Consider the following 19623-nt stretch of genomic DNA (forward strand, 5'->3'; position numbering starts at 1 on the left):
AGTTTGCACGGCTATGCCCGAAGTGGAGCGGCACACCTACGACGTCGTGGTGATCGGTGCCGGCGGCGCCGGACTACGCGCGGTGATCGAAGCCCGGGAACACGGCCTGTCGGTGGCGGTGGTGTGCAAATCGCTGTTCGGCAAGGCCCACACCGTGATGGCCGAGGGCGGCTGCGCGGCGGCGATGGGCAATGCCAACGAGAAGGACACCTGGCAGACCCATTTCCGCGACACCATGCGCGGCGGCAAATTCCTGAACAACTGGCGGATGGCCGAACTGCACGCGCGGGAGGCTCCCGACCGGGTCTGGGAGCTGGAAACCTACGGCGCTCTGTTCGACCGGACCGCCGACGGCCGGATCAGTCAGCGCAACTTCGGTGGCCACACCTACCCGCGACTGGCGCATGTGGGCGACCGGACGGGGCTCGAACTGATCCGCACCATGCAGCAGAAGATCGTTTCGCTGCAGCAGGAGGACTACGCGCAGACCGGCGACTACGAGGCCCGGATCAAGGTCTTCGCCGAATGTACGATCACGGACCTGCTCAAGGACGGTGACCGGATCAGCGGCGCCTTCGGTTACTGGCGTGAATCCGGCCGCTTCATCCTGTTCGAGACCCCCGCGGTCGTGCTCGCCACCGGCGGAATCGGCAAATCCTACAAGGTCACCTCGAACTCCTGGGAGTACACCGGCGACGGTCACGCCCTGGCGCTGCGGGCCGGTGCCCGGCTGATCAATATGGAATTCCTGCAGTTCCATCCCACCGGCATGGTGTGGCCGCCGAGTGTGAAGGGGATCCTCGTCACCGAGGGTGTCCGCGGTGACGGCGGTGTACTGAAGAACACCGACGGCAAGCGGTTCATGTTCGACTACATCCCGGCGGTCTTCAAAGGGCAATACGCGGAGAGCGAGGAAGAGGCCGATCAGTGGCTGCGCGACAACGATTCGGCGCGCCGCACCCCCGATCTGCTGCCCCGTGACGAAGTGGCCCGCGCCATCAACGAAGAGGTCAAGGCCGGTCGGGGTACCGAACACGGCGGGGTCTACCTGGATATCGCCTCACGGCTCACCCCGGAGGAGATCATCCGCCGGTTGCCCTCGATGCACCACCAGTTCAAGGAACTGGCCGATGTGGACATCACCAAGGAACCGATGGAGGTCGGACCCACCTGTCATTACGTGATGGGCGGTATCGAGGTGGATCCGGATACCGGCGCTGCGCATGTACCGGGCCTCTTCGCCGCCGGCGAGTGCTCGGGCGGTATGCACGGGTCCAACCGGCTCGGCGGCAATTCGCTGTCGGATCTGCTCGTCTTCGGCCGGCGGGCGGGCCTGGGCGCGGCAGAGTACGTCGCGGGGCTCGCCGAGCGGCCGGCGGTGGCCGACACCGATATCGCGACGGCGGCCCGGACCGCGCTCGCCCCGTTCGATCCGCCGGAGGGCGCCTCCGGGGAGAACCCGTACACGCTGCACACCGATCTGCAGCAGACCATGAACGACCTGGTGGGCATCATCCGCAAGGAACGCGAGGTCCGCGAGGCGATCACCCGGCTCGAGGCGCTGCGCGAACGGTTCGCGCACGTCACCATCGAGGGGCACCGGCAGTTCAACCCCGGCTGGCATCTCGCCCTCGATATGCGCAACATGCTGCTGGTCAGCCAGTGCGTGGCGCAGGCCGCGTTGCTACGCACCGAGAGCCGCGGCGGGCACACCCGCGACGACCACCCCGGTATGGACCCGCAGTGGCGCAACAAACTGCTCGTGTGCGCCACCGACGGCGTCGGAGTCGCCGACGTACCGGATATCTCGGTGACCGTGCGGGACCAACTGCCGATGCGGGGCGAACTACTCGCCCTCTTCGACTTCGGCGAGTTGGAAAAGTACTACACCCCAGCCGAACTCGCGGGCCATCCGGCCGCGGTGAACGGCGCCGCGGCAGGGTCGACGCCCGCAGACCGCGAATCGGACAGCAAGGAGGCGTGAGCGGATGAGTTACGACGCCCAGTTCCGCGTATGGCGTGGCGATACCGAAGGCGGGGAACTACAGGATTTCACGGTGGCGGTGAACGAGGGCGAAGTTGTCCTCGACATCATCCACCGCCTGCAGGCGACCCAGGCGCCGGATCTCGCGGTCCGCTGGAACTGCAAGGCGGGCAAATGCGGTTCGTGCTCGGCCGAGGTGAACGGTAGGCCCAAGCTGCTCTGCATGACCCGGATGTCCACCTTCACGCCGGAAGATGTTGTCACTGTGACGCCGTTGCGGACGTTCCCGGTGGTCCGCGACCTGGTGACCGATGTCTCCTACAACTACCAGAAGGCGCGGGAGATCCCCTCCTTCACACCGCCCCCGGATCTGGAGCCCGGGCAGTACCGGATGCAGCAGGTCGATGTGCAGCGCTCCCAGGAGTTCCGCAAGTGCATCGAATGTTTTCTGTGCCAGAACACCTGTCATGTGGTGCGCGATCACGACGAGAACAAAGAAGCCTTCGCCGGCCCGCGTTACCTCATGCGCATCGCGGAGTTGGAGATGCATCCGCTGGATGTTGCCGATCGCCGGGACGCCGCGCAGGAGCAGCACGGGCTGGGTTACTGCAACATCACCAAATGCTGCACCGAGGTGTGCCCGGAAAATATCAAGATCACAGATAATGCGCTGATACCGATGAAGGAGCGCGTCGCCGACCGGAAATACGATCCGATCGTGTGGCTCGGCAACAAACTCTTCCGGCGCTGACCGATTCGACCGGCCGATTTCACAACATCCCGACCACACCGGTCGCGACCAGCCCCACGAGCACTCCGACGAACAACGCCGAGAACACCGAGCCGGTGAGTACGAAAACGCCCACCGCTGATGCCGCAAAGAGCAGGCCGACGATCAACCGCGCAACGGCGTCGCCGGGCCCGAATTTGCGGAGCCGGGGACGGGAGTTCTTGATCCCTGGGTCCACATATTGTTGTCTACCCGTTACCTGACGGACCCAAACTCCGTGCACGTGACAGGTCGCGCCGGGTGCACGAAGGTCACGGCCGGTCGAATTCGCCGTCGCGTACACCGGCGGTGAAGGCGGCCCATTCACCCGGCGTGAAGACCAGTACCGGCCCGTCGGGATTCTTACCGTCGCGCATCCCGACATGACCGTCGGCGAGCATTGCGATCTCGACGCTGTGCGTCCCCGGTGTAGCGGCATCTTCCCCGGTCGCGCCGCTCACCCACCGGGCACCGGAGAGGTCCACGTTCGTACCGTTGTCGATGCTCATCCAGGTTCTCCTTCACCGCCGTGGAAATCGTCGTTCTTCGAGTCGAGGGTCCAGGCGCAGCGCGCCTCGAGGATGTAGCGCGATGCTACGCGCCGCCCGGCCGAGCCGGGGTTTACACCCGTCTACAGGAAATTTCGCGAATCGGTACCCGCAAAAACACCGAATCTCACCCGTTATCGGTCGTTCTCGGCCTATGGTGAGCTGTTGGTCGTATGTGCACACCCGGAAAACCACCGCGGACAACAGGAGTCGACCGCGGGTTCAGAAGGAGGTCGTGTGATGCGGTTGAATCTGGACGCCCCGATCCCCACCCTGCTCGCTTGCGGTGCCGATCCCGGCGTGATGACCCCCGAACAAGCCCATTCGGCAATGCAGTTGCACCTGGACTGCACCGTCGACGAGTGCCGGGTCCGCCGGCGCGCCCGAGCCACCCTGGTGGAAGCGGGCCGCTGCGTACTGGACAACCGCGCCCTCCAATAGCGACCGCGTTCCGCCGCCGTACCGGCCGCTCACCGGCCGGTTCCATACGGCTCTCCGGAACAAGAACCTAGATCTTCCAGTCCGCGAATACTCTTACCGGTCAGTGCCAGCGATGATCGGTAACCGGAGCACGCGGGCCGAACCGCGGTTTACGAGCTTGCCCACTGATCTCGAGCAGACGGATGGTGCGATAGCGATGCGGACGTACCGGTTCGAGGTATTCCACCATCTCGGCGTCGTCCATATCGCGTCCGAGCAGGGTCCAGCCGACGATGGACGCCAGGTGGAAATCCCCCACCGACAGCGCGTCGGCGTCGCCGAAAGCGCGCTGCGCCGTCTCCGCGGCCGTCCATTCCCCGATACCGGGAATCGTGCGGAGCCGGCGTGCGGCCTCGGCCGGGGGCAACGCCGTCATCCGCTCCAGCGACTCGGCCACCCCAGCCACCCGCACGATGGTCCGGCTGCGCTGCGGCCCGACATCGGCGCCGTGGAAGCTCCATGAGGGGATCCGGCTCCAGACCGCCGCGTCCGGCGGTACCCGCATGCCCGCCGGAGCCGGGCCGGGCGCCGGACTACCGAACAGGTGCACCAGGCGGCGCCACGCGGCATGGGCGGAAACGATGGTCACCTTCTGTTCCAGAATCGCCGGGATCAGCGCTTCGAGTACCCGCCCGGTGCGCAGCATCCGCAGCCCGGGATACCGCTGGTGCGCGGCCGCCACCGTGGGATGGATGGGCACGAAGTCGTCGACCGTCTCGTCCAGGCACAGCATGCGATCGAGCCCGCCGAGAAACTCCGCGGCGCCCGCGCCCCACGCGGCCGCGCCGACGGTCAGTGGGTCCTCTTGGACCAGCCGGTAGGTGACCGGTCCGGTCGGCATGCGCGAGGTGTGCCAATGCGCCCCGTCCGGGGTGATCTGGTGACAGGGGTCACCGGGGCCACGACGCAACGGCGCGAGGGTATGGGCCAGGTCGATCGGGGCGGCGGCGGACAGGGTCCGCGTCGCCCGCGCATCGTCGGTGGATCCCGCGGTTCGGACAGGCATCATGCCATTGTGCGCTGCGCGGGGTAACGCCGTTCGGCCGCCCGCCGATGAAGACGCAGTTGAGCAAATATGTGGTTTTCGCCGTGACTGGAGGTTCCTATGCTCACCGAGGCGCTCAATTGGTTACTCGATCTCTGGGGTTCGGTCTTCGCCGGCAGCTCCGGCTACGAGATCCCGCCCGGAACCCTCCCCTCCGGGAGCTGAGCCGCCGCGACGAGCGGCCGATCTCTCGAGATCGGCCGCTCGTCGCCGCGAAGAAATCCTCAGAAATCCCGAATCAACTGTCTGCCAGCAGGATCTGCGCCAGATGCCGACCGCGCCGGGCGGTGAACTGGGCCGCCTGGGTACGGCAGGAGAACCCGTCGGCGACCACGACGGCGTCCGGTCCGGCACTTTCGAGCGTCGGCAACATTCCGTTACCCGCCACCGCCGCCGATATCTCGTAATGCCCCTTCTGCATTCCGAAATTACCCGCCAGACCACAGCATCCCGCGATCTCGGTCACCGCAACCCCCATCTGGGCAAATATCTGGCGATCGGCATCGAAGCCCAGCACCGAATAGTGGTGACAATGCGGCTGGACAACCATCGCCCGGCCGGGGCGCCGCGGCGGACGCCAGTCCGGTTGCGCGGTGAGGAACTCGGCGAGCGTGCGGACCGCGGCCGCGACCGGCCGCGAACGCGGGTCCCCGGGCAGCAATTCCGGCAGATCGGCCCGCAGCGCGGCGGTACAGGAGGGTTCGAGGCCGATCACCTGCCCGCCGGCCCGCACATGTTCGTCGAGAGTGTCGAGGGTGGCACGCAGCCGCGCCCGGGCACCGTCCAGCTGTCCGGTGCTGATCCAGGTGAGGCCGCAGCACACCCGCCGACGTGGCACGACCACCCGATAGCCGAGCGAATCCAGCAGGCGCACCGCCGCCACCGCGATATCGGGATCGAAGGCATCGGTGAAGGTGTCCACCCAGAGCATCACCGTCGGGGCGTCCGATTTCGCCACCTGCCGCTTCGCCAGTTCGCGGCGCCAGATCCGCCGGAAGGGCACCGGCGCGAGCTGCGGCACCTCCCGGCGCGGATCGATCCCGGCGGCCCGCAGCCCGAGGCGGCGCAACGGTCCGGCGCCGGCCAGCGCGTTGACCAGTCGCGGCATCCGGGTGGCGCCGGCCAGCCAGCGCGGGAGCATTCCCAGCGTGTAGTGGTCGCGGGGGCGCAGCCGACGGCGGTAGCGGCGGTAGAGCGTCTCGGATTTGTAGGTCGCCATATCGACGCCCGCCGGGCAGTCCGTGCCGCAGGCGCGGCAGGACAGGCACAGGTCCAGGGATTCGGCCACCGCGGGCGCGGACCAGTCCAGTTCTCCACGGACCACCTCCTGCAATACCCGGGCCCGCCCCCGGGTGGTGTCCTTCTCGTCGGCCGTGGCCAGGTAGGAGGGGCACATGAAACCACCCGTGCCGCGCGTATCGGCCCGGCATTTGCCCACCCCGACACAGCGGTGCACCGCGGTGGACAGGTCCCCGGCGTCACCGGCGAAGGCGAAACCGCCCGCGCGCGGTAGCGCCGGCAGACCCGCCAGCCGCAGATCGGCGTCGAGCGGGCGCGGACGCACCAGCACGCCCGGATTGAGCAGGTTCGCGGGGTCGAACAGCGCCTTGTAACCGGCGAAAACGGCGCGGACCTCGGGTGAGTACATGATCTCGAGCAGTTCCGACCGGGCTCGGCCGTCGCCGTGCTCCCCGCTCAGCGAACCACCATGGCCCACCACAAGGTGCGCCGCGTCGGTCAGGAAAGCGCGGAACCGTTCCGGCGCGGTGGCGATGGGCAGGTCCAGCCGCACATGGATACAGCCGTCACCGATATGCCCGTAGAGCAGTCCGTCGACCTTGTGCTCGCGGGTCAGCTCGTCGAAATCGCGCAGGTAGGCCCCAAGCCGGGCGGGCGGAACCGCCGCGTCCTCCCAACCCGGCCAGGCCGGCTCACCGTCGCGAGTGCGGCCGGCCAGACCGGCGCCGTCGGCCCGGATCCGCCACAGCGCGGCCGCGGCGCCGGGATCTTCGATGATCCGGCTGTCCAGCGCATCCGCCGCCGTGCACAACCGGCGGGCGGCGGCATGGGTGGCAGCCGCATCGTCTCCCGCCAACTCCACGAACAGCCAGCCGGTGCCGCGCGGCAGATCGGGGACCCGGCGGCCGTGCGCGCGCACCATCTCGACCAACCGGGCATCGATACCCTCGACCGCCACCGGCGCGACCGAGACCACCGCGGCGATATCGTCGGCGGCGGTGGCCAGATCGGGATAACCGAGCACGACCAGCAGGGTCGCCGCCGGGATAGGCACCAATTCCACCTCGGCTTCGAGCAGCACACCGCAGGTCCCCTCGGTGCCGACGAACGAACCGGCCACCGAGCCGCCCCGCTCCGGCAGCAGGTATTCGAGCCCGTAGCCCGATGCCTGCCGGTCGAACCGTCCCAGATCGGTGCGCAGCACGGCGAGGGCCCGCGCGGTGAACTCCGGCAGCCCGGGCACCTCGTCCAGCGAATCGGCGAGGCGCCGCGGCGCGCCGGTACCGTCGATGATCCGCAGCTCCCGGACCCGGTCGGAGGTGCGACCCCATGCGATGGCGTGCGGACCGCAGGCATTGTTGCCGATCATTCCGCCCAGGGTGCAGCGGTTCTGCGTGGACGGGTCCGGGCCGAAGCGCAGCCCGTGCTCCCGCGCCCGGCGCTGCAACTCCGACAGCACCACGCCCGGCTGCACCCGCGCGGTCCGCCGCTGCGGATCGATCTCGGCGATCCCGGTCATGTACCTGCTGAAGTCGAGGACGATGCCGGGACCGACGGCATTGCCCGCCACGGAGGTGCCGCCCCCGCGCGCGGTCACCGATCCACCCTCGCTCCGCGCCACCTCCAGCACGGCCGCCACATCCGCGTCGGACCGGGGAAAGACCACCGCTTCGGGCAGCACCCGGTAGTTCGAGGCATCCGAGGAGTACTCCACCCGGCGGCGGTGGGAGATGTCCACCGCGTCGATACCGATCCGCGCGCGCAGATGTCGTGCGAGGGTGTCCCGTGCATTGTGGTCGGTCACACGGTCCAGCCTAGGCTCGGGTGCCGGATCATCCGGCCGACTCGGCCACACCGGGCCGGGCCCCGACCGGTTCGGCGTTTCCTTCGGAATCGGAACCCCTGGCATCCCGTCTCCGGTCTCGAGGCGGATGCGAGCCCGCGGCCCGGTGATGAGCTTCCCGAACGGCGATGCCAGGACACGGCCTCCGCAGACGCGAGGCAGTTCGCGGCGACCGGACGGATCGGCCGAACCGTTTCGGCCACCCTGGGATTCGGTGATCGGCTGCGCCGGTGGAGAACCGGCCGAACCGAATGTTCAGCGCTCGGGCGGCAGGGTCTCGCCACGCGACGGCCGGACGGTGACCGAGGCCTGTCCCCGCCGAAGTACCAGCGCCACAACGATCGTCACGACCATCGCCACCGCACCGAGCACGGCCGCTGTTGTATATCCGGCGTCGACGGGGAAAACCGAGCCCGCGGGAATGTAGGCCGCCAGCGCCAGCCCGCCCAGCGCACTGCCGATCGAGAAGCCGACACTACGGACCACCTGGTTGAAACTCATCGCGCTCGCGGTCTCCGCCGCGGGAGTGACGGCGAGGATCGCGGCCGGCACGGCCGCCGAGAATATCCCGACACCCAGTCCGAGCACACCCATCACGGTGAAGGGCAGCCACAGCCGGTTCCGGCTCAGGGCGAACAGGATCAGCGCCACCAGGACCACCCCGGCCCCGGCGGCGAGCACCGTCGGCGGGGCGAAACGCGCGCGCAACCGCGGCACCAGCTTGCCGCCGGCGAACCCCAGCACCGAGAACGGCACGAGCACCAGTCCCGCGACGAAGACATCGACGCCGAACCCGTAGCCGGCCGTGGCCGGTGTCTGCACATAGCGGGTCACCAGGGTCAGCAGCAGGTACATGCCTATACCGCCGAGCAGCATGACGATATTGGCGCTCGCGACCGCCGGGCTGCGCAGCAGGGCGAGGTCCACCAGCGGTGCGGCGCATCGGCGTTCGCGGTGCGCCCAGGCCGCGAGCAGTACCGCGGCCGTGGCCGTGAGTGCGATGCCTCGGGCCGGGCGGTCGGTCCAGAGGGTGCTCTGGCCGATCGCGAGCAGGAGTGCCGACAGGCCGCCGCCCAACAGCATGGCCCCCGGCACATCGACCGTCGCCGCGCGTCCGGGCGGGGACTGCGGCACCGTGGACCGGGCGGTGAGCCACGCGACCACGGTGATCAGCAGGCCCACGCCGTAGGCCGCCCGCACGCCACCGAGCTCGGTGAGCAGGCCGGCGAGCGGGTAGCCGATACCGATACCGACCGTGGAGGCCACCGAGAGCAGCGCGACGGCCCGGCCGGCGCGATCGGCCGGCAGGTGGTCACGGGCGATACCCATCATCAGCGCGGTCAGCCCCAGCCCGGCGCCTTGCGCGACCCGGCCGGCCAGCAGCCAGCCGAACGACGGCGGCACCACGGTCAGCAGCCCGCCCACCGCGACCACGGTGAGCGTGGCGAGCACGACCCGGCGCCGGTGCGGGCCGGCGCCGAGCCGGCCCAGTACCGGGGTGGCGACCGCACCGACCAGTAGCGGCGCGGTGAGTGTCCACTGCGCTGCCGTCAGCGAGACGCCGAACTCCCCCGCCACCGCGGTGATCAGGGGTGCGCCGAGACTGCCCACGACGGCCACCACCAGCGCAATCAGCACGGCGGCCGGTACGAGCCGGCGCGCCGTCGCCGGGGTCACGGTCGTCGCCGGTTCGCCGGGTCTTACCGCCACGGCCACCTCCCGGTCGGAACAGGTGAATCCTCTGTAACCTACGACCGCGGCGGGCCGTCCGGCACCCACGGAGCATGTCGCGAACGCCACACCGCCGGTGCCCGGCCCGGGCCACTCGGCCCGCGCTGCCCCGATATCCCCCTTCTTGTCACCCGGTAGGAGTAAGACGGTGTCGTGGCCCGATGGCTGTTGCACGTCGACCTCGACCAATTCCAGGCCGCGGTGGAATACCGGCGCCATCCCGCACTACGCGGGCAGCCGGTGATCGTCGGCGGAAACGGCGACCCGGACGAGCCCCGCAAGGTGGTGACCTGCGCGTCGTATCCGGCGCGCGCCTACGGAGTGCGGGCGGGGATGGCATTGCGGTCGGCGGCGCGAAAGTGCCCGGAGGCGGTCTTCCTGCCCTTGGACGTTCCCTGCTACGAGGAAGCGTCCGAGGAGGTCATGGCGCGGCTGCGCGCGTTCACCGATCAGGTGGAGGTGTGGGGGTGGGACGAGGCGTTCGTGGCGGTCGATACCGAGCGGCCCGAAGAATTCGCCCGGGCGATCCGGGCCGCGGTGGAAGAACTGGATCTCACCTGCGCGATCGGCATCGGCGACAACAAGCTCACCGCGAAACTGGCCACCGGTTTCGCGAAGTCGGTGGGGAAACCCGGGGTCGCCGCCACCGACCATCCGGGAGCGCACGACGGTATGTTCCGGCTCACCGCCGCGAACTGGTCCGAGGTGATGGCCCATCGTCCGACGAACGCGCTCTGGGGGATCGGTAGCCGGATCGCGGCCCGGCTGGCCGAGCTCGATATCCATACCGTCGGGGATCTGATGACCGCCGATCGGTCCCGGCTCGCGGCGGAGTTCGGCCCGGCGAACGGTCCCGCGTTGTGGGTGATGAGTCGCGGCGCCGGTGATACCGAGGTGGTGACGAGACCGCCGCCGGCGGTGGGGCGGAGCAGATCGCAGACCTTCGCGCGGGATCTGGTCGATCCGGCCGAGATCGGCGCGCAGGTGGCCCGCCTGGCGGCGGAGGTCGCGGCGGAGATCATCGAGGCGGGCCGGATCGCCACCCGGGTCTCGGTCACCGTGCGCACCAGCACCTTCTATACCCGCAGCAAACAGTCCAAACTGCCGGAGCCGACCACCGATATCCCCGCGATCGTCGAGGCGGCGCTGCGGGTGCTGGGTCGCTTCCCGCTGGATCGTCCGATCCGGTTGCTCGGAGTCCGTCTCGAACTCGCCCCGGTCGCGCAGGCACCCGGGAACGGTGACGGGCCCGCCCCCGGCGCTTGACCTGAACATTGGTTCAGCTTTTAGTGTCGGTGCACCGGAGTTCAATCGTGCTCCGGAGCGGAAGGACATTGTCAGATGAGCATGGAATCGGTGGCCTGGGACCAGATGTACCGGCGCATGCACGCACCCGAGGAGACACGGTCGTTCAGTCTCGCCACGGCGCGGCGCATTCTGCGCTTCGCCCGGCCACATCGGCGGCGCCTGATCGCCTTTCTCGTCCTCAGCGTGGCCGCGGCGGTGCTGGTGGTGGCCACGCCGCTGCTCGCGGGCCGGGTGGTCGACGACATCTTCGCCGGGTCGCCCCCGCGGACGGTGATACTGCTGGCGCTGGCCATCGGCGTGCTGGCCGTCCTCGACGCGGGCCTGGGCCTGGCCATCCGGTGGCTGTCGGCGCGGATCGGGGAGGGCCTGATCCTCGACCTGCGGACCGCGGTCTTCGATCACGTCCAGCGGATGCCGATCGCCTTCTTCACCCGGACCCGGACCGGCGCGCTGGTCAGCCGCTTGAACAATGATGTGATCGGGGCGCAGCGCGCTTTCAGCGACACCCTCTCGGGTGTGGTCGCCAATATCGTCACCGTGGCGCTGACCCTGGTGGTGATGCTCCAATTGTCCTGGCAGATCACCCTGCTCGCACTACTCCTGCTGCCGGTGTTCGTGATCCCGGCCCGGCGGATGGGCGACCGGCTGGCCGATATCCAGCGGGAGGCGGCCGGATTGAACGCGGCGATGAGCACGCAGATGACCGAGCGTTTCTCCGCGCCGGGCGCGACGCTGGTGAAACTCTTCGGCCGTCCGGCCCAGGAATCGGCCGAATTCGCGCTGCGGGCGCGGCGGGTCCGCGATATCGGTGTGCGCACCGCCATGCTGCAGACCGTTTTCGTCACGGCATTGACACTGGTTTCGGCGCTGGCCGTCGCCCTGGTGTACGGCCTCGGCGGCTGGTACGCGCTGCGCGGGCAATTGGACGCAGGTGCCGTGGTGGCCCTTTCCCTGCTGCTGACCAGGCTGTACTCCCCGCTCACCGCGCTGGCCAGTGCCCGGATGGAGATCATGTCAGCGCTGGTCAGTTTCGAGCGGGTCTTCGAGGTGCTCGATCTGAAACCGCTGATCGAGGACGCTCCCGGCGCGCGCCCGGTGCCCGCCGGCCCCGTCGCGGTGGAACTCGACGATGTCCGTTTCGGATACCCGGCCGCGGACAAGGTCTCGCTGGCCTCGCTGGAAGAGGTGGCGACACTGGACACCCGCGGCGGGGAGGAAGTGCTGCACGGGGTGACGCTGCGCGCCGAACCCGGCCAGCTGATCGCCCTGGTCGGCTCCTCCGGCGCCGGCAAATCGACCATCGCTCAGCTGGTTTCCCGGCTCTACGATGTGGATTCGGGTGCGGTCCGGCTGGGCGGCACCGATATCCGCGAACTCACCACGCAGTCGATCCAGGAAACCGTCGGCCTGGTCACCCAGGACGGCCATCTGTTCCACGACACCATCCGGGCCAATCTGCTGCTGGCCGCCCCGGAGGCCGGCGAGGAACAGCTGTGGGACGCGCTGGCACGGGCACGGCTGAGCGATCTGATCGCGAGCCTGCCCGACGGGCTCGACACGGTGGTGGGGGAACGCGGCTATCGCCTCTCCGGCGGTGAGCGCCAGCGCCTCACCATCGCCCGGCTGCTGCTCAAACAACCACGGGTGGTGGTGCTGGACGAGGCGACCGCCTCGCTCGACTCGACCTCCGAGGCGGCGGTGCAGGCCGCGCTGACCGAAGCGCTCCAAGGTCGTACCGCCCTGGTGATCGCCCACCGGCTCTCGACGGTACGGGCGGCCGATCAGATTCTGGTGCTCGAATCCGGACGCATCGTGGAACGCGGCTCGCATACCGAACTCCTCGCCGCGGACGGGCGCTACGCCGAGCTGTACCGGACCCAGTTCGCCCAGGAACCGGCGCCGGCCGCGGCATAGCGGACCGGACGGTCATCGTCAGCCGACGGTGACCGTCCGGCTGTGCCAACCCGTCGCGCCGTCCGGGACCGGGTCGGCGCGTTCCGCGGTCTGCACCCGGCCGGACCCATCGGTGGCCCGTACCCGCAGGGTGTGCGAACCGGGTGGCGCGTCCCAGCGCCAGGTCCACTGCCGCCAGGTATCCACGGAGTACTCCGGCGCCAGGTCGGCCGGCTGCCAGGGACCGTCGTCGACCTGGACCTCGACCGCAGCGATCCCGCGATGCTGAGCCCAGGCCACCCCGGCCACCACCACCGGTCCCGCAGGGACACGGCCGAACGCCGCCGGAACATCGATACGGGAGGCGGTTTTGATCGGGCCGAATGCCGACCAGCCGCGCCGGGTCCAATAGGCCTGGGCCCGATCGAACCGGGTGATCTCCAGATCCACAACCCATTTCGTGGCGCTGACATATCCGTAGAGACCGGGCACCACCAGCCGGGCCGGGTAACCGTGCTCGACCGGCAGCGGAGCACCGTTCATACCCACCGCGAGCAGGGCGTCGCGACCATCGGTGAGCGCCGCGACCGGGGTACCGGCGGTGAAACCGTCCACGCTGGTGGACAGCACCATATCCGCGTCCGGCCGGACCCCGGCCTCGGCGAGGAGATCGGCCAGCGGGTACCCGATCCAGCTCGCGTTGCCGGTCAATTCACCACCGACCTCGTTGGACACACAGGTCAGAGTGATCATCTTCTCCACGGCGGGCCGCCGCAGCAGATCGTCCATGGTGAGCCGGATTTCGCGGTCCACCATGCCGTGGATCCGCAGCCGCCAGTCGGCGCTGGTCAACGCGGGTAGGCGCAGGGCGGTATCGATGCGGTAGAAGGTGTCGCTGGGGGTGCGGAACGGGGTGAGTCCCGGGACGGGCGGGTCGGTGCCCGGCGGTACGGGCGCGGCCGCCACCTCCGGCCGCGGGATCACGAAACGCCGCACATCAGCGGTCACCGCGCGCGCACGTTCGCCGATCCACCGCCCGGCCGCGGCGGATCCGGCGGCAAGTACCACCGCCCCGGCGGCCGATACCAGGAACCGACGCCGTGCGGCGTCGGTACCGGACCCGCCCGCGGCGGCGCCCTCCGAAGCCGCGTGGCGCGGTGCCCGGGTGATCAGCATCCGCAGGGTGAGAATTCCGGCGACGGTACCGAGCAGAATCGGCACGGCGAACACCGCCGTGGCGTTCGGCCGCTGCATCACCGCGATACCGACGACCACAGCGAGCCCGGCCAGCAGCGCGCTGCCGTAGGGTCGGCGCCGTTCCAGCGATCCCGCCACCACGGCGAGCGCCACCATCACCGTGCCCATGCCGAGGAACAGCACGAGCTTGTCGCGGGTCCCGAACTGTTCGATCGCGAACTCCCGCAGGGTCTGCGGGGTGTGGTCGACCACGGTCGCCCCGGTGGCCAGGAACGGCGAGGCGTCGGGAGCGATCAGGGCCGCGATCAGTTCACCGACGCCGAGCACGACGGCGGCGGCCAGCAGACCGCTCAGTCCCGCCGCGAACCGGCCGACGGTGCGCCGATCCGGCTGATCCGGCTGATCCGGCCCCGGAGAACCGGTCGAACTCGTCGTGTCCTGCATCAGCGTCCTCGTTCATCCACCGGCGCGGGGCGCACCGGCGGTGGGAATTCGTCACATGGCCCACTGCGGATGGTGTCACTCCTGGCCGCGGCAGGGAAGACGTCCCGGCACGGCGTCACCGAAACGTCGGATTCCGCTCCACGACGGTGGACCGGAGCGGGCGGACGCGCCCCGGAATCGCGGACTCAGCCGAGCGCGACAGCCACGAGTGGATCCCCTGTCGGCGCGGGCGACCCTCCATCGGGCTCCAGTGTGATCGCGAGCTGGTCCGAACCGGTGAACTCGGTGACGTACGGATCGTTCGCGCCCGGCAGATCGGTCAACACCCCGGCCGACCGCGGCGTCCCGTTCGCGTCGATGAGCCACAGCTGGTAATCGCTGCCGGGCGGCGGTGCGGGGGCCGCGGCGAAGGACACGGTGGCCGCGCCCAGCGCGTCGGATACGTGGACGGTGAGAATTCCGCCGGCACCGATCGGGCTGCTGGTGGTGCGGGCGTCCGGCTGGGCCAGCACCTCCTGCGCGCTCACGGTCGCGGACGGTCCGTCGCCGCGCTCGGCGACCACGCCCACCCCGACCGCGATACCGATCGCGGCCACCACCGCGGCCGCCGCGCCCACCACAGTCCACCGGCGCGAAAGCGCCCGTCTACGGTCACGGGCGCGCGCCGTCCGGTCGGTGTTGCCGGCACCGTGCCCGGAAGCCGCCGGCCCGGCTTGCGTGGACCCGGCGGAACCGAGGGCGTCGTCGTGCGCTGTCCCGGTCCGCGCCGACCGCCGGATCGCCGACCGAGCACCCGGCGCCTGTTCCAGGGACGCGAGAATCCGGGCCTCTATCCGGGCCGGCGGAGTCTGGGCATCGAGAACCGACAGCGCAGCCATGGCTTCCCGCACTTCTCGGACGGTGTCGTGGAAAGCGCGCGCGGTCGCGGGATCGGCCGCGTGCACCCGCTGCCGGATTTCCGCGCCCTCGGCGGTGTCCACCGCGTGGAGGGCGTACGGGAACGCGAGATCCAGTAGCTCGCCACCGTTCTCCGGCGATTCGGGTAGTGAGGTATCAGGCATCGGAGACAACCCCTGCGAGGCAATTCTGGAGCCGCTTGAGACCATCGCGGATGCGGCTTTTGACGGTGGGCAGCGCAGACTCGAGGTGGTCGGCCACCTCGCGGTAGGTGCGGCCGCTGTAATAGGCGAGGGCGACCGCCTCCCGCTGTGTGGCGGTCAGTACCCCGAGGCAGTCGCGGACCGCCTGCTCATCGAGGCGCTGATCCACCGTTTCGGAGACTATGTCGTGATCACGCCCCAAATGAGTGTGTCCGTAGACGGTCTCTCTACCGGTGGCGGACTCCTCGGCCCGGACCCGGTCCACGGCGCGCCGGTGGGTGATCATCATCAACCAGCCGATGGCGCTCGACCGGGCCGGGTCGTAGCGAGCCGCCGCGGACCAGACCTGGAGATACACCTCCTGGGTGGCTTCCTCGGCCGCTCCCGGACTGCGCAGGATGCGCCGCGCCAGCCCGAATACGCGCGGGCTGGTCTCCCGGTAGAACCGGGTGAACGCTTCCCGGTCGCCGTCGCCTGCCGCGGACAGCAGCTCGGCGAGGCGTCGTTGCGTCGCGCGATCGTCGTGCCCACCGGTGCGAACCGGGCAGGCCGCGCCGCCATCGGTATCGGCATCGGCCAACCGGATCGGGCCGGACCCCGGGCTCTTCGTCATGATCGTGCCCTCGACTGCATGGGAAGGCGTTCGCCGCGGCCCCCGGCCGGGATGGGTTCACGTCCCGGGTTGTTGTTCAGGTCACCGTGCCGAACACAACGCATCATTCCGCCAGTCTGATGTACGCGGACCGCACCCGCACCCGTAACGATCAGGCCGGCGGCATGAGGACCTTGTCGATCATGTACACCGTGGCGTTCGCCGTCTGTACTCCGCCGCAGATCACCGAGGCGTCCCCGACCTCGATGTTGTCACCGTCCCGGGTGACCTCGACGGCCCCGCCCTGGACCGTGGCGTGGTCGCCGGCGATATCGGCGGGTGCGATCCGGCCGGGCACGACGTGATAGGTCAGGATCTTCGTCAGGGTGGCGGAGTCGGTCTTCAGACTGTCGAGCGTCGCCGGATCGATCTGCGCGAAGGCCGAATCGACCGGGGCGAAGACGGTGAATTCGCCGCCGTTGAGCGTATCGACCAGGTTCACCTGCGGATTGATCTTGCCGGATACCGCCTGGACCAGGGTCTTCAGCATCGGGTTGTTCGAGGCCGCCACCGCGACCGGGTCCTGGGCCATACCGCCGACCGACCCCGCGCCGGTGGGCACCTGCGCCGCGTAGTTCGCGCAACCGGGTCCCACCAGACCGGCGGCCGGATCGTCGGCGGCCCGCGACCCGGGATTCGCCGCCGGGCTACTGGTGGCCGGTCCGGCGGAATCACTGGCCGCGTCGGTGGAACAGGCCGTCGAACCCAGCAGGGCGGCGGTCGAGACAATCGTCGCCGCAAGCACAACGCGTCGCATGCTCTTCATGGATTTCCATCACTTTCGGCCAGGACGACCCGCGAGCGGGCGCACCGTGAACATTGCAGGACGGAATTCGGGTGGCACGGCGTAGCGGATGGGACCGGTCCGGAATCGGCCGAGCGAAACGATCACGTACGAATGGGCCGCGGCGACCCTTTCGAGTCGCCGCGGCCCATTCGGCCACTGGATCAGGCGCTGGCCGCCAGCGTGCGCCCGTCCAGGGCCGGTTCCCGCACCGGTTCGATGGCATAGGCCAGGATCTCGGCGACATCGCCCACCGGGCGGACGTCGAGCTCGGCCAGCACATCGGCGGGGACGTCGTCCAGGTCCGGTTCGTTGCGGGCCGGGATGAACACCGTCTTCAGTCCGGCGCGCTGTGCGGCGAGCAGCTTCTGCTTCACCCCGCCGATCGGCAGCACCCGGCCGTTCAACGTGACCTCACCCGTCATGCCGACATCGGAGCGCACCGGCCGGCCCAGGGCCAGCGACACGAGCGCGGTGACCATGGTGACACCGGCCGACGGTCCGTCCTTGGGTACGGCACCGGCGGGCACGTGGACGTGCAGGTTACGGTCCAGCACCGCCGATTCGATGCCGATCTCACCCAGGTGCGACCGCACATAGGTGAGCGCGATCTGCGCCGACTCCTTCATGACGTCGCCCAGCTGACCGGTCAGGGTCAGGGCCCGCTCGCCCTCGGCCGTATTGGCCTCGATGTAGAGGACGTCACCGCCGAGCCCGGTGACCGCCAGGCCGGTCGCCACACCCGGCACCGCGGTGCGTTCCGCCGAATCCGGGGTGAAGCGCGGACGCCCGAGGTATTCCTTCAGATCCGCGATATCGATGGTCTGCGCTTGTGCCGTGGCCCCGGTGCCCGGGGTCTCCGTATCCGTCCTGGTCCCGGCGCCACCGGTCTCGGACAATCGCGTCGCCGCCTTGCGCAACGCCTTGGCGATCAGCCGCTCGAGCTGCCGCACGCCGGCCTCCCGGGTGTAGTTCGCCGCGACCTCGCGCAGCGCCGCGTCGGTGACCCGGACCTCCTCGGCGGTCAACGCGTTGCGTTCCAGCTGCCGGGGCAGCAGGAAGTCGCGGGCGATGGCCACCTTGTCGTCCTCGGTGTACCCGTCGACCGTGATCACTTCCATCCGGTCCAGCAGCGGCCCCGGGATGGTCTCCATGACATTGGCCGTGGCCAGGAACAGCACATCGGACAGGTCCAGGTCCATATCCAGGTAGTGATCGCGGAAGGTGTGGTTCTGCGCGGGGTCGAGTACCTCGAGCAGGGCCGCCGCCGGGTCGCCCCGGAAATCCGAACCGATCTTGTCGACCTCGTCCAGCAGAACGACCGGGTTCATGGAACCGGCCTCCTTGATCGCCCGCACGATCCGGCCGGGCATCGCGCCCACATAGGTGCGCCGGTGGCCGCGGATCTCCGCCTCGTCCCGCACACCGCCGAGGGCGACCCGGACGAACTTGCGGCCCAGGGCGCGGGCGACGGATTCACCGAGCGAGGTCTTACCGACCCCGGGCGGGCCGGCCAGCACCAGCACCGCGCCGGATCCGCGGCCGCCCACGACCTCCAGGCCGCGTTGTGCCCGCCGCGCCCGGACCGCCAGGTACTCGACCATCCGGTCCTTCACCTCGTCCAGGCCGTGATGGTCGGCGTCGAGTACAGCCCGAGCCGCGGCCACATCGGTGGAATCCTCGGTTTTCACCTGCCATGGCAGTTCCAGAACGGTATCCAGCCAGGTGCGGATCCACCCGGTTTCCGGGCTCTGATCGCTGGAGCGCTCCAACCGCCCGACCTCGCGCAGCGCCGCCTCGCGCACGCTGTCGGGCAGGTCGGCCTGCTCGACGCGGGTGCGGTAGTCGTCGGCGCCGTCCGGCTCGTCCTCGCCGAGTTCCTTGCGGATGGCGTTGAGTTGCTGGCGCAGCAGGAATTCGCGCTGACTCTTCTCCATGTTCTCGCGGACCTCGTCACCGATCTTCTCGGTGACCTCGGCCTCGGCGATATGCGCCCTGGTCCATTCGATCAGCCGGTTCAGCCGCTGGGCGACGTCCGGGGTCTCGAGCAGTTCGCGTTTCTGCTCATCGGTGAGATACGCGGCGTAGCCCGCGGTATCGGCGATGGCGGACGGATCGGTGAGCTGGTTGAAGGCGTCGACCATCTGCCACGCCTCGCGCTTCTGCAGCACCGAGACGACCAGCTTCTTGTACTCGGCGGCCAGTTCCCTGGTACGTCCGTCGGCGGCGGGGATTTCGACCGGTTCGGCCTCCACCCACAGTGCGGCGCCGGGGCCGGTGACCCCGTGACCGATCTTCGCGCGCCGTTCCGCCTTCAGCACCGCGGCGGGCGTACCGCCGCGCATCCGGCCGATCTGCTCGATGGTGGCGATCACGCCGTAGGCGGCATAACCCTCGGACAGGCGCGGAGCCAGCAGTACGGTCCCGGTCTGCGCGGCCTGCGCGGCGTCGATGGCCGCCTGCGCGGATTCGTCCAGTTCGATCGGCACGACCATCCCGGGCAGCACGATGGGATCGGTCAGGAACAGCACCGGAAGATTCAGTGGTGTAGTCACGAACACAACCTCCAATAGTTGAGCTACACCCACTCAACTTGGTCGGGTTCG

Annotated in this window: 15 protein-coding genes; 5 read left to right on the forward strand and 10 right to left on the reverse strand. The window is 69.4% G+C overall.

What is annotated here, in order from left to right:
- The first annotated feature begins 13 nt into the window (after positions 1-13).
- Positions 14-1984 (forward strand): fumarate reductase/succinate dehydrogenase flavoprotein subunit, encoded by a 1971-nt coding sequence (locus tag ABZV91_RS18235; protein ID WP_355242698.1) that lies wholly within the window; start codon positions 14-16, stop codon positions 1982-1984.
- 4 nt (positions 1985-1988) lie between these two features.
- Complete coding sequence (locus ABZV91_RS18240) at positions 1989-2735, forward strand: succinate dehydrogenase/fumarate reductase iron-sulfur subunit (RefSeq protein ID WP_355242700.1); 747 nt, start codon at positions 1989-1991, stop codon at positions 2733-2735.
- A 19-nt stretch (positions 2736-2754) separates the two neighbouring features.
- Here the strand turns inward: ABZV91_RS18240 and ABZV91_RS18245 are convergent, their stop codons facing one another.
- Positions 2755-2952 carry a hypothetical protein gene (locus tag ABZV91_RS18245; protein ID WP_355242703.1) on the reverse strand — a complete coding sequence of 66 codons (198 nt, stop codon included), beginning with the start codon at positions 2950-2952 and terminating at the stop codon, positions 2755-2757.
- A gap of 73 nt (positions 2953-3025) precedes the next feature.
- A complete protein-coding gene (locus tag ABZV91_RS18250; RefSeq protein ID WP_355242706.1) occupies positions 3026-3262 on the reverse strand; it encodes a DUF397 domain-containing protein in 237 nt (78 codons plus the stop codon).
- 279 nt (positions 3263-3541) lie between these two features.
- Here ABZV91_RS18250 and ABZV91_RS18255 point away from each other — a divergent pair, with 279 nt between their 5' ends.
- Complete coding sequence (locus ABZV91_RS18255) at positions 3542-3742, forward strand: hypothetical protein (protein WP_039827478.1); 201 nt, start codon at positions 3542-3544, stop codon at positions 3740-3742.
- A gap of 100 nt (positions 3743-3842) precedes the next feature.
- Here ABZV91_RS18255 and ABZV91_RS18260 read toward each other — a convergent pair whose 3' ends face one another.
- The 3 genes from ABZV91_RS18260 to ABZV91_RS18270 all read right to left on the reverse strand — a co-directional run bounded on the left by ABZV91_RS18260 (position 3843) and on the right by ABZV91_RS18270 (position 9618).
- The gene (locus ABZV91_RS18260; protein WP_355242709.1) at positions 3843-4787 is read right to left on the reverse strand and encodes a DNA-3-methyladenine glycosylase 2 family protein; all 945 of its coding nucleotides are present in this window, start codon (positions 4785-4787) and stop codon (positions 3843-3845) included.
- A gap of 277 nt (positions 4788-5064) precedes the next feature.
- Entirely contained in the window at positions 5065-7869 is a 2805-nt protein-coding gene (locus tag ABZV91_RS18265) for an FAD-binding and (Fe-S)-binding domain-containing protein (RefSeq protein ID WP_355242712.1), read from the reverse strand.
- 294 nt (positions 7870-8163) lie between these two features.
- A complete protein-coding gene (locus tag ABZV91_RS18270) occupies positions 8164-9618 on the reverse strand; it encodes an MFS transporter (protein ID WP_355242714.1) in 1455 nt (484 codons plus the stop codon).
- A gap of 174 nt (positions 9619-9792) precedes the next feature.
- Here ABZV91_RS18270 and ABZV91_RS18275 point away from each other — a divergent pair, with 174 nt between their 5' ends.
- Positions 9793-10905: a DNA polymerase IV gene (locus tag ABZV91_RS18275; RefSeq protein ID WP_355242717.1), complete on the forward strand. Its 1113-nt coding sequence runs from the start codon at positions 9793-9795 to the stop codon at positions 10903-10905.
- 75 nt (positions 10906-10980) lie between these two features.
- A complete protein-coding gene (locus ABZV91_RS18280) occupies positions 10981-12861 on the forward strand; it encodes an ABC transporter ATP-binding protein (RefSeq protein WP_355242720.1) in 1881 nt (626 codons plus the stop codon).
- Positions 12862-12879: 18 nt separating this feature from the next.
- Here ABZV91_RS18280 and ABZV91_RS18285 read toward each other — a convergent pair whose 3' ends face one another.
- From ABZV91_RS18285 to lon, 5 genes are all read right to left on the reverse strand, one after another.
- On the reverse strand, positions 12880-14481 hold the full coding sequence (locus ABZV91_RS18285) for a molybdopterin-dependent oxidoreductase (RefSeq protein ID WP_355242723.1): 1602 nt from the start codon (positions 14479-14481) through the stop codon (positions 12880-12882).
- A 185-nt stretch (positions 14482-14666) separates the two neighbouring features.
- Positions 14667-15542, reverse strand: a complete 876-nt coding sequence (locus tag ABZV91_RS18290; RefSeq protein ID WP_355242726.1) for an anti-sigma factor — start codon at positions 15540-15542, stop codon at positions 14667-14669.
- On the reverse strand, positions 15535-16194 hold the full coding sequence (gene sigK, locus ABZV91_RS18295) for an ECF RNA polymerase sigma factor SigK (protein WP_355242729.1): 660 nt from the start codon (positions 16192-16194) through the stop codon (positions 15535-15537). Before sigK ends, ABZV91_RS18290 begins: the two co-directional genes overlap by 8 nt.
- Before the next feature lie 151 nt (positions 16195-16345).
- Positions 16346-16999 carry a fasciclin domain-containing protein gene (locus ABZV91_RS18300; protein WP_355242732.1) on the reverse strand — a complete coding sequence of 218 codons (654 nt, stop codon included), beginning with the start codon at positions 16997-16999 and terminating at the stop codon, positions 16346-16348.
- Between the two features lie 182 nt (positions 17000-17181).
- Positions 17182-19572 carry an endopeptidase La gene (gene lon / locus ABZV91_RS18305; protein WP_355242735.1) on the reverse strand — a complete coding sequence of 797 codons (2391 nt, stop codon included), beginning with the start codon at positions 19570-19572 and terminating at the stop codon, positions 17182-17184.
- Positions 19573-19623 lie beyond the last annotated feature (51 nt).

Origin of the sequence: Nocardia sp. NPDC004568, assembly GCF_040609955.1 — a bacterium.
Taxonomy (GTDB): Bacteria; Actinomycetota; Actinomycetes; order Mycobacteriales; family Mycobacteriaceae; genus Nocardia.

What these genes read in the sequence shown, in the direction of transcription:
- ABZV91_RS18235 (WP_355242698.1), top strand. Translation starts at nt 14, where the DNA reads ATGCCCGAAGTGGAGCGGCACACCTACGACGTCGTGGTGATCGGTGCC.
- ABZV91_RS18240 (WP_355242700.1), top strand. Translation starts at nt 1,989, where the DNA reads ATGAGTTACGACGCCCAGTTCCGCGTATGGCGTGGCGATACCGAAGGC.
- ABZV91_RS18250 (WP_355242706.1), bottom strand. Translation starts at nt 3,262, where the DNA reads ATGAGCATCGACAACGGTACGAACGTGGACCTCTCCGGTGCCCGGTGG.
- ABZV91_RS18255 (WP_039827478.1), top strand. Translation starts at nt 3,542, where the DNA reads ATGCGGTTGAATCTGGACGCCCCGATCCCCACCCTGCTCGCTTGCGGT.
- ABZV91_RS18260 (WP_355242709.1), bottom strand. Translation starts at nt 4,787, where the DNA reads ATGCCTGTCCGAACCGCGGGATCCACCGACGATGCGCGGGCGACGCGG.
- ABZV91_RS18280 (WP_355242720.1), top strand. Translation starts at nt 10,981, where the DNA reads ATGAGCATGGAATCGGTGGCCTGGGACCAGATGTACCGGCGCATGCAC.
- ABZV91_RS18285 (WP_355242723.1), bottom strand. Translation starts at nt 14,481, where the DNA reads ATGCAGGACACGACGAGTTCGACCGGTTCTCCGGGGCCGGATCAGCCG.
- ABZV91_RS18290 (WP_355242726.1), bottom strand. Translation starts at nt 15,542, where the DNA reads ATGCCTGATACCTCACTACCCGAATCGCCGGAGAACGGTGGCGAGCTA.
- sigK (WP_355242729.1), bottom strand. Translation starts at nt 16,194, where the DNA reads ATGACGAAGAGCCCGGGGTCCGGCCCGATCCGGTTGGCCGATGCCGAT.
- ABZV91_RS18300 (WP_355242732.1), bottom strand. Translation starts at nt 16,999, where the DNA reads ATGAAGAGCATGCGACGCGTTGTGCTTGCGGCGACGATTGTCTCGACC.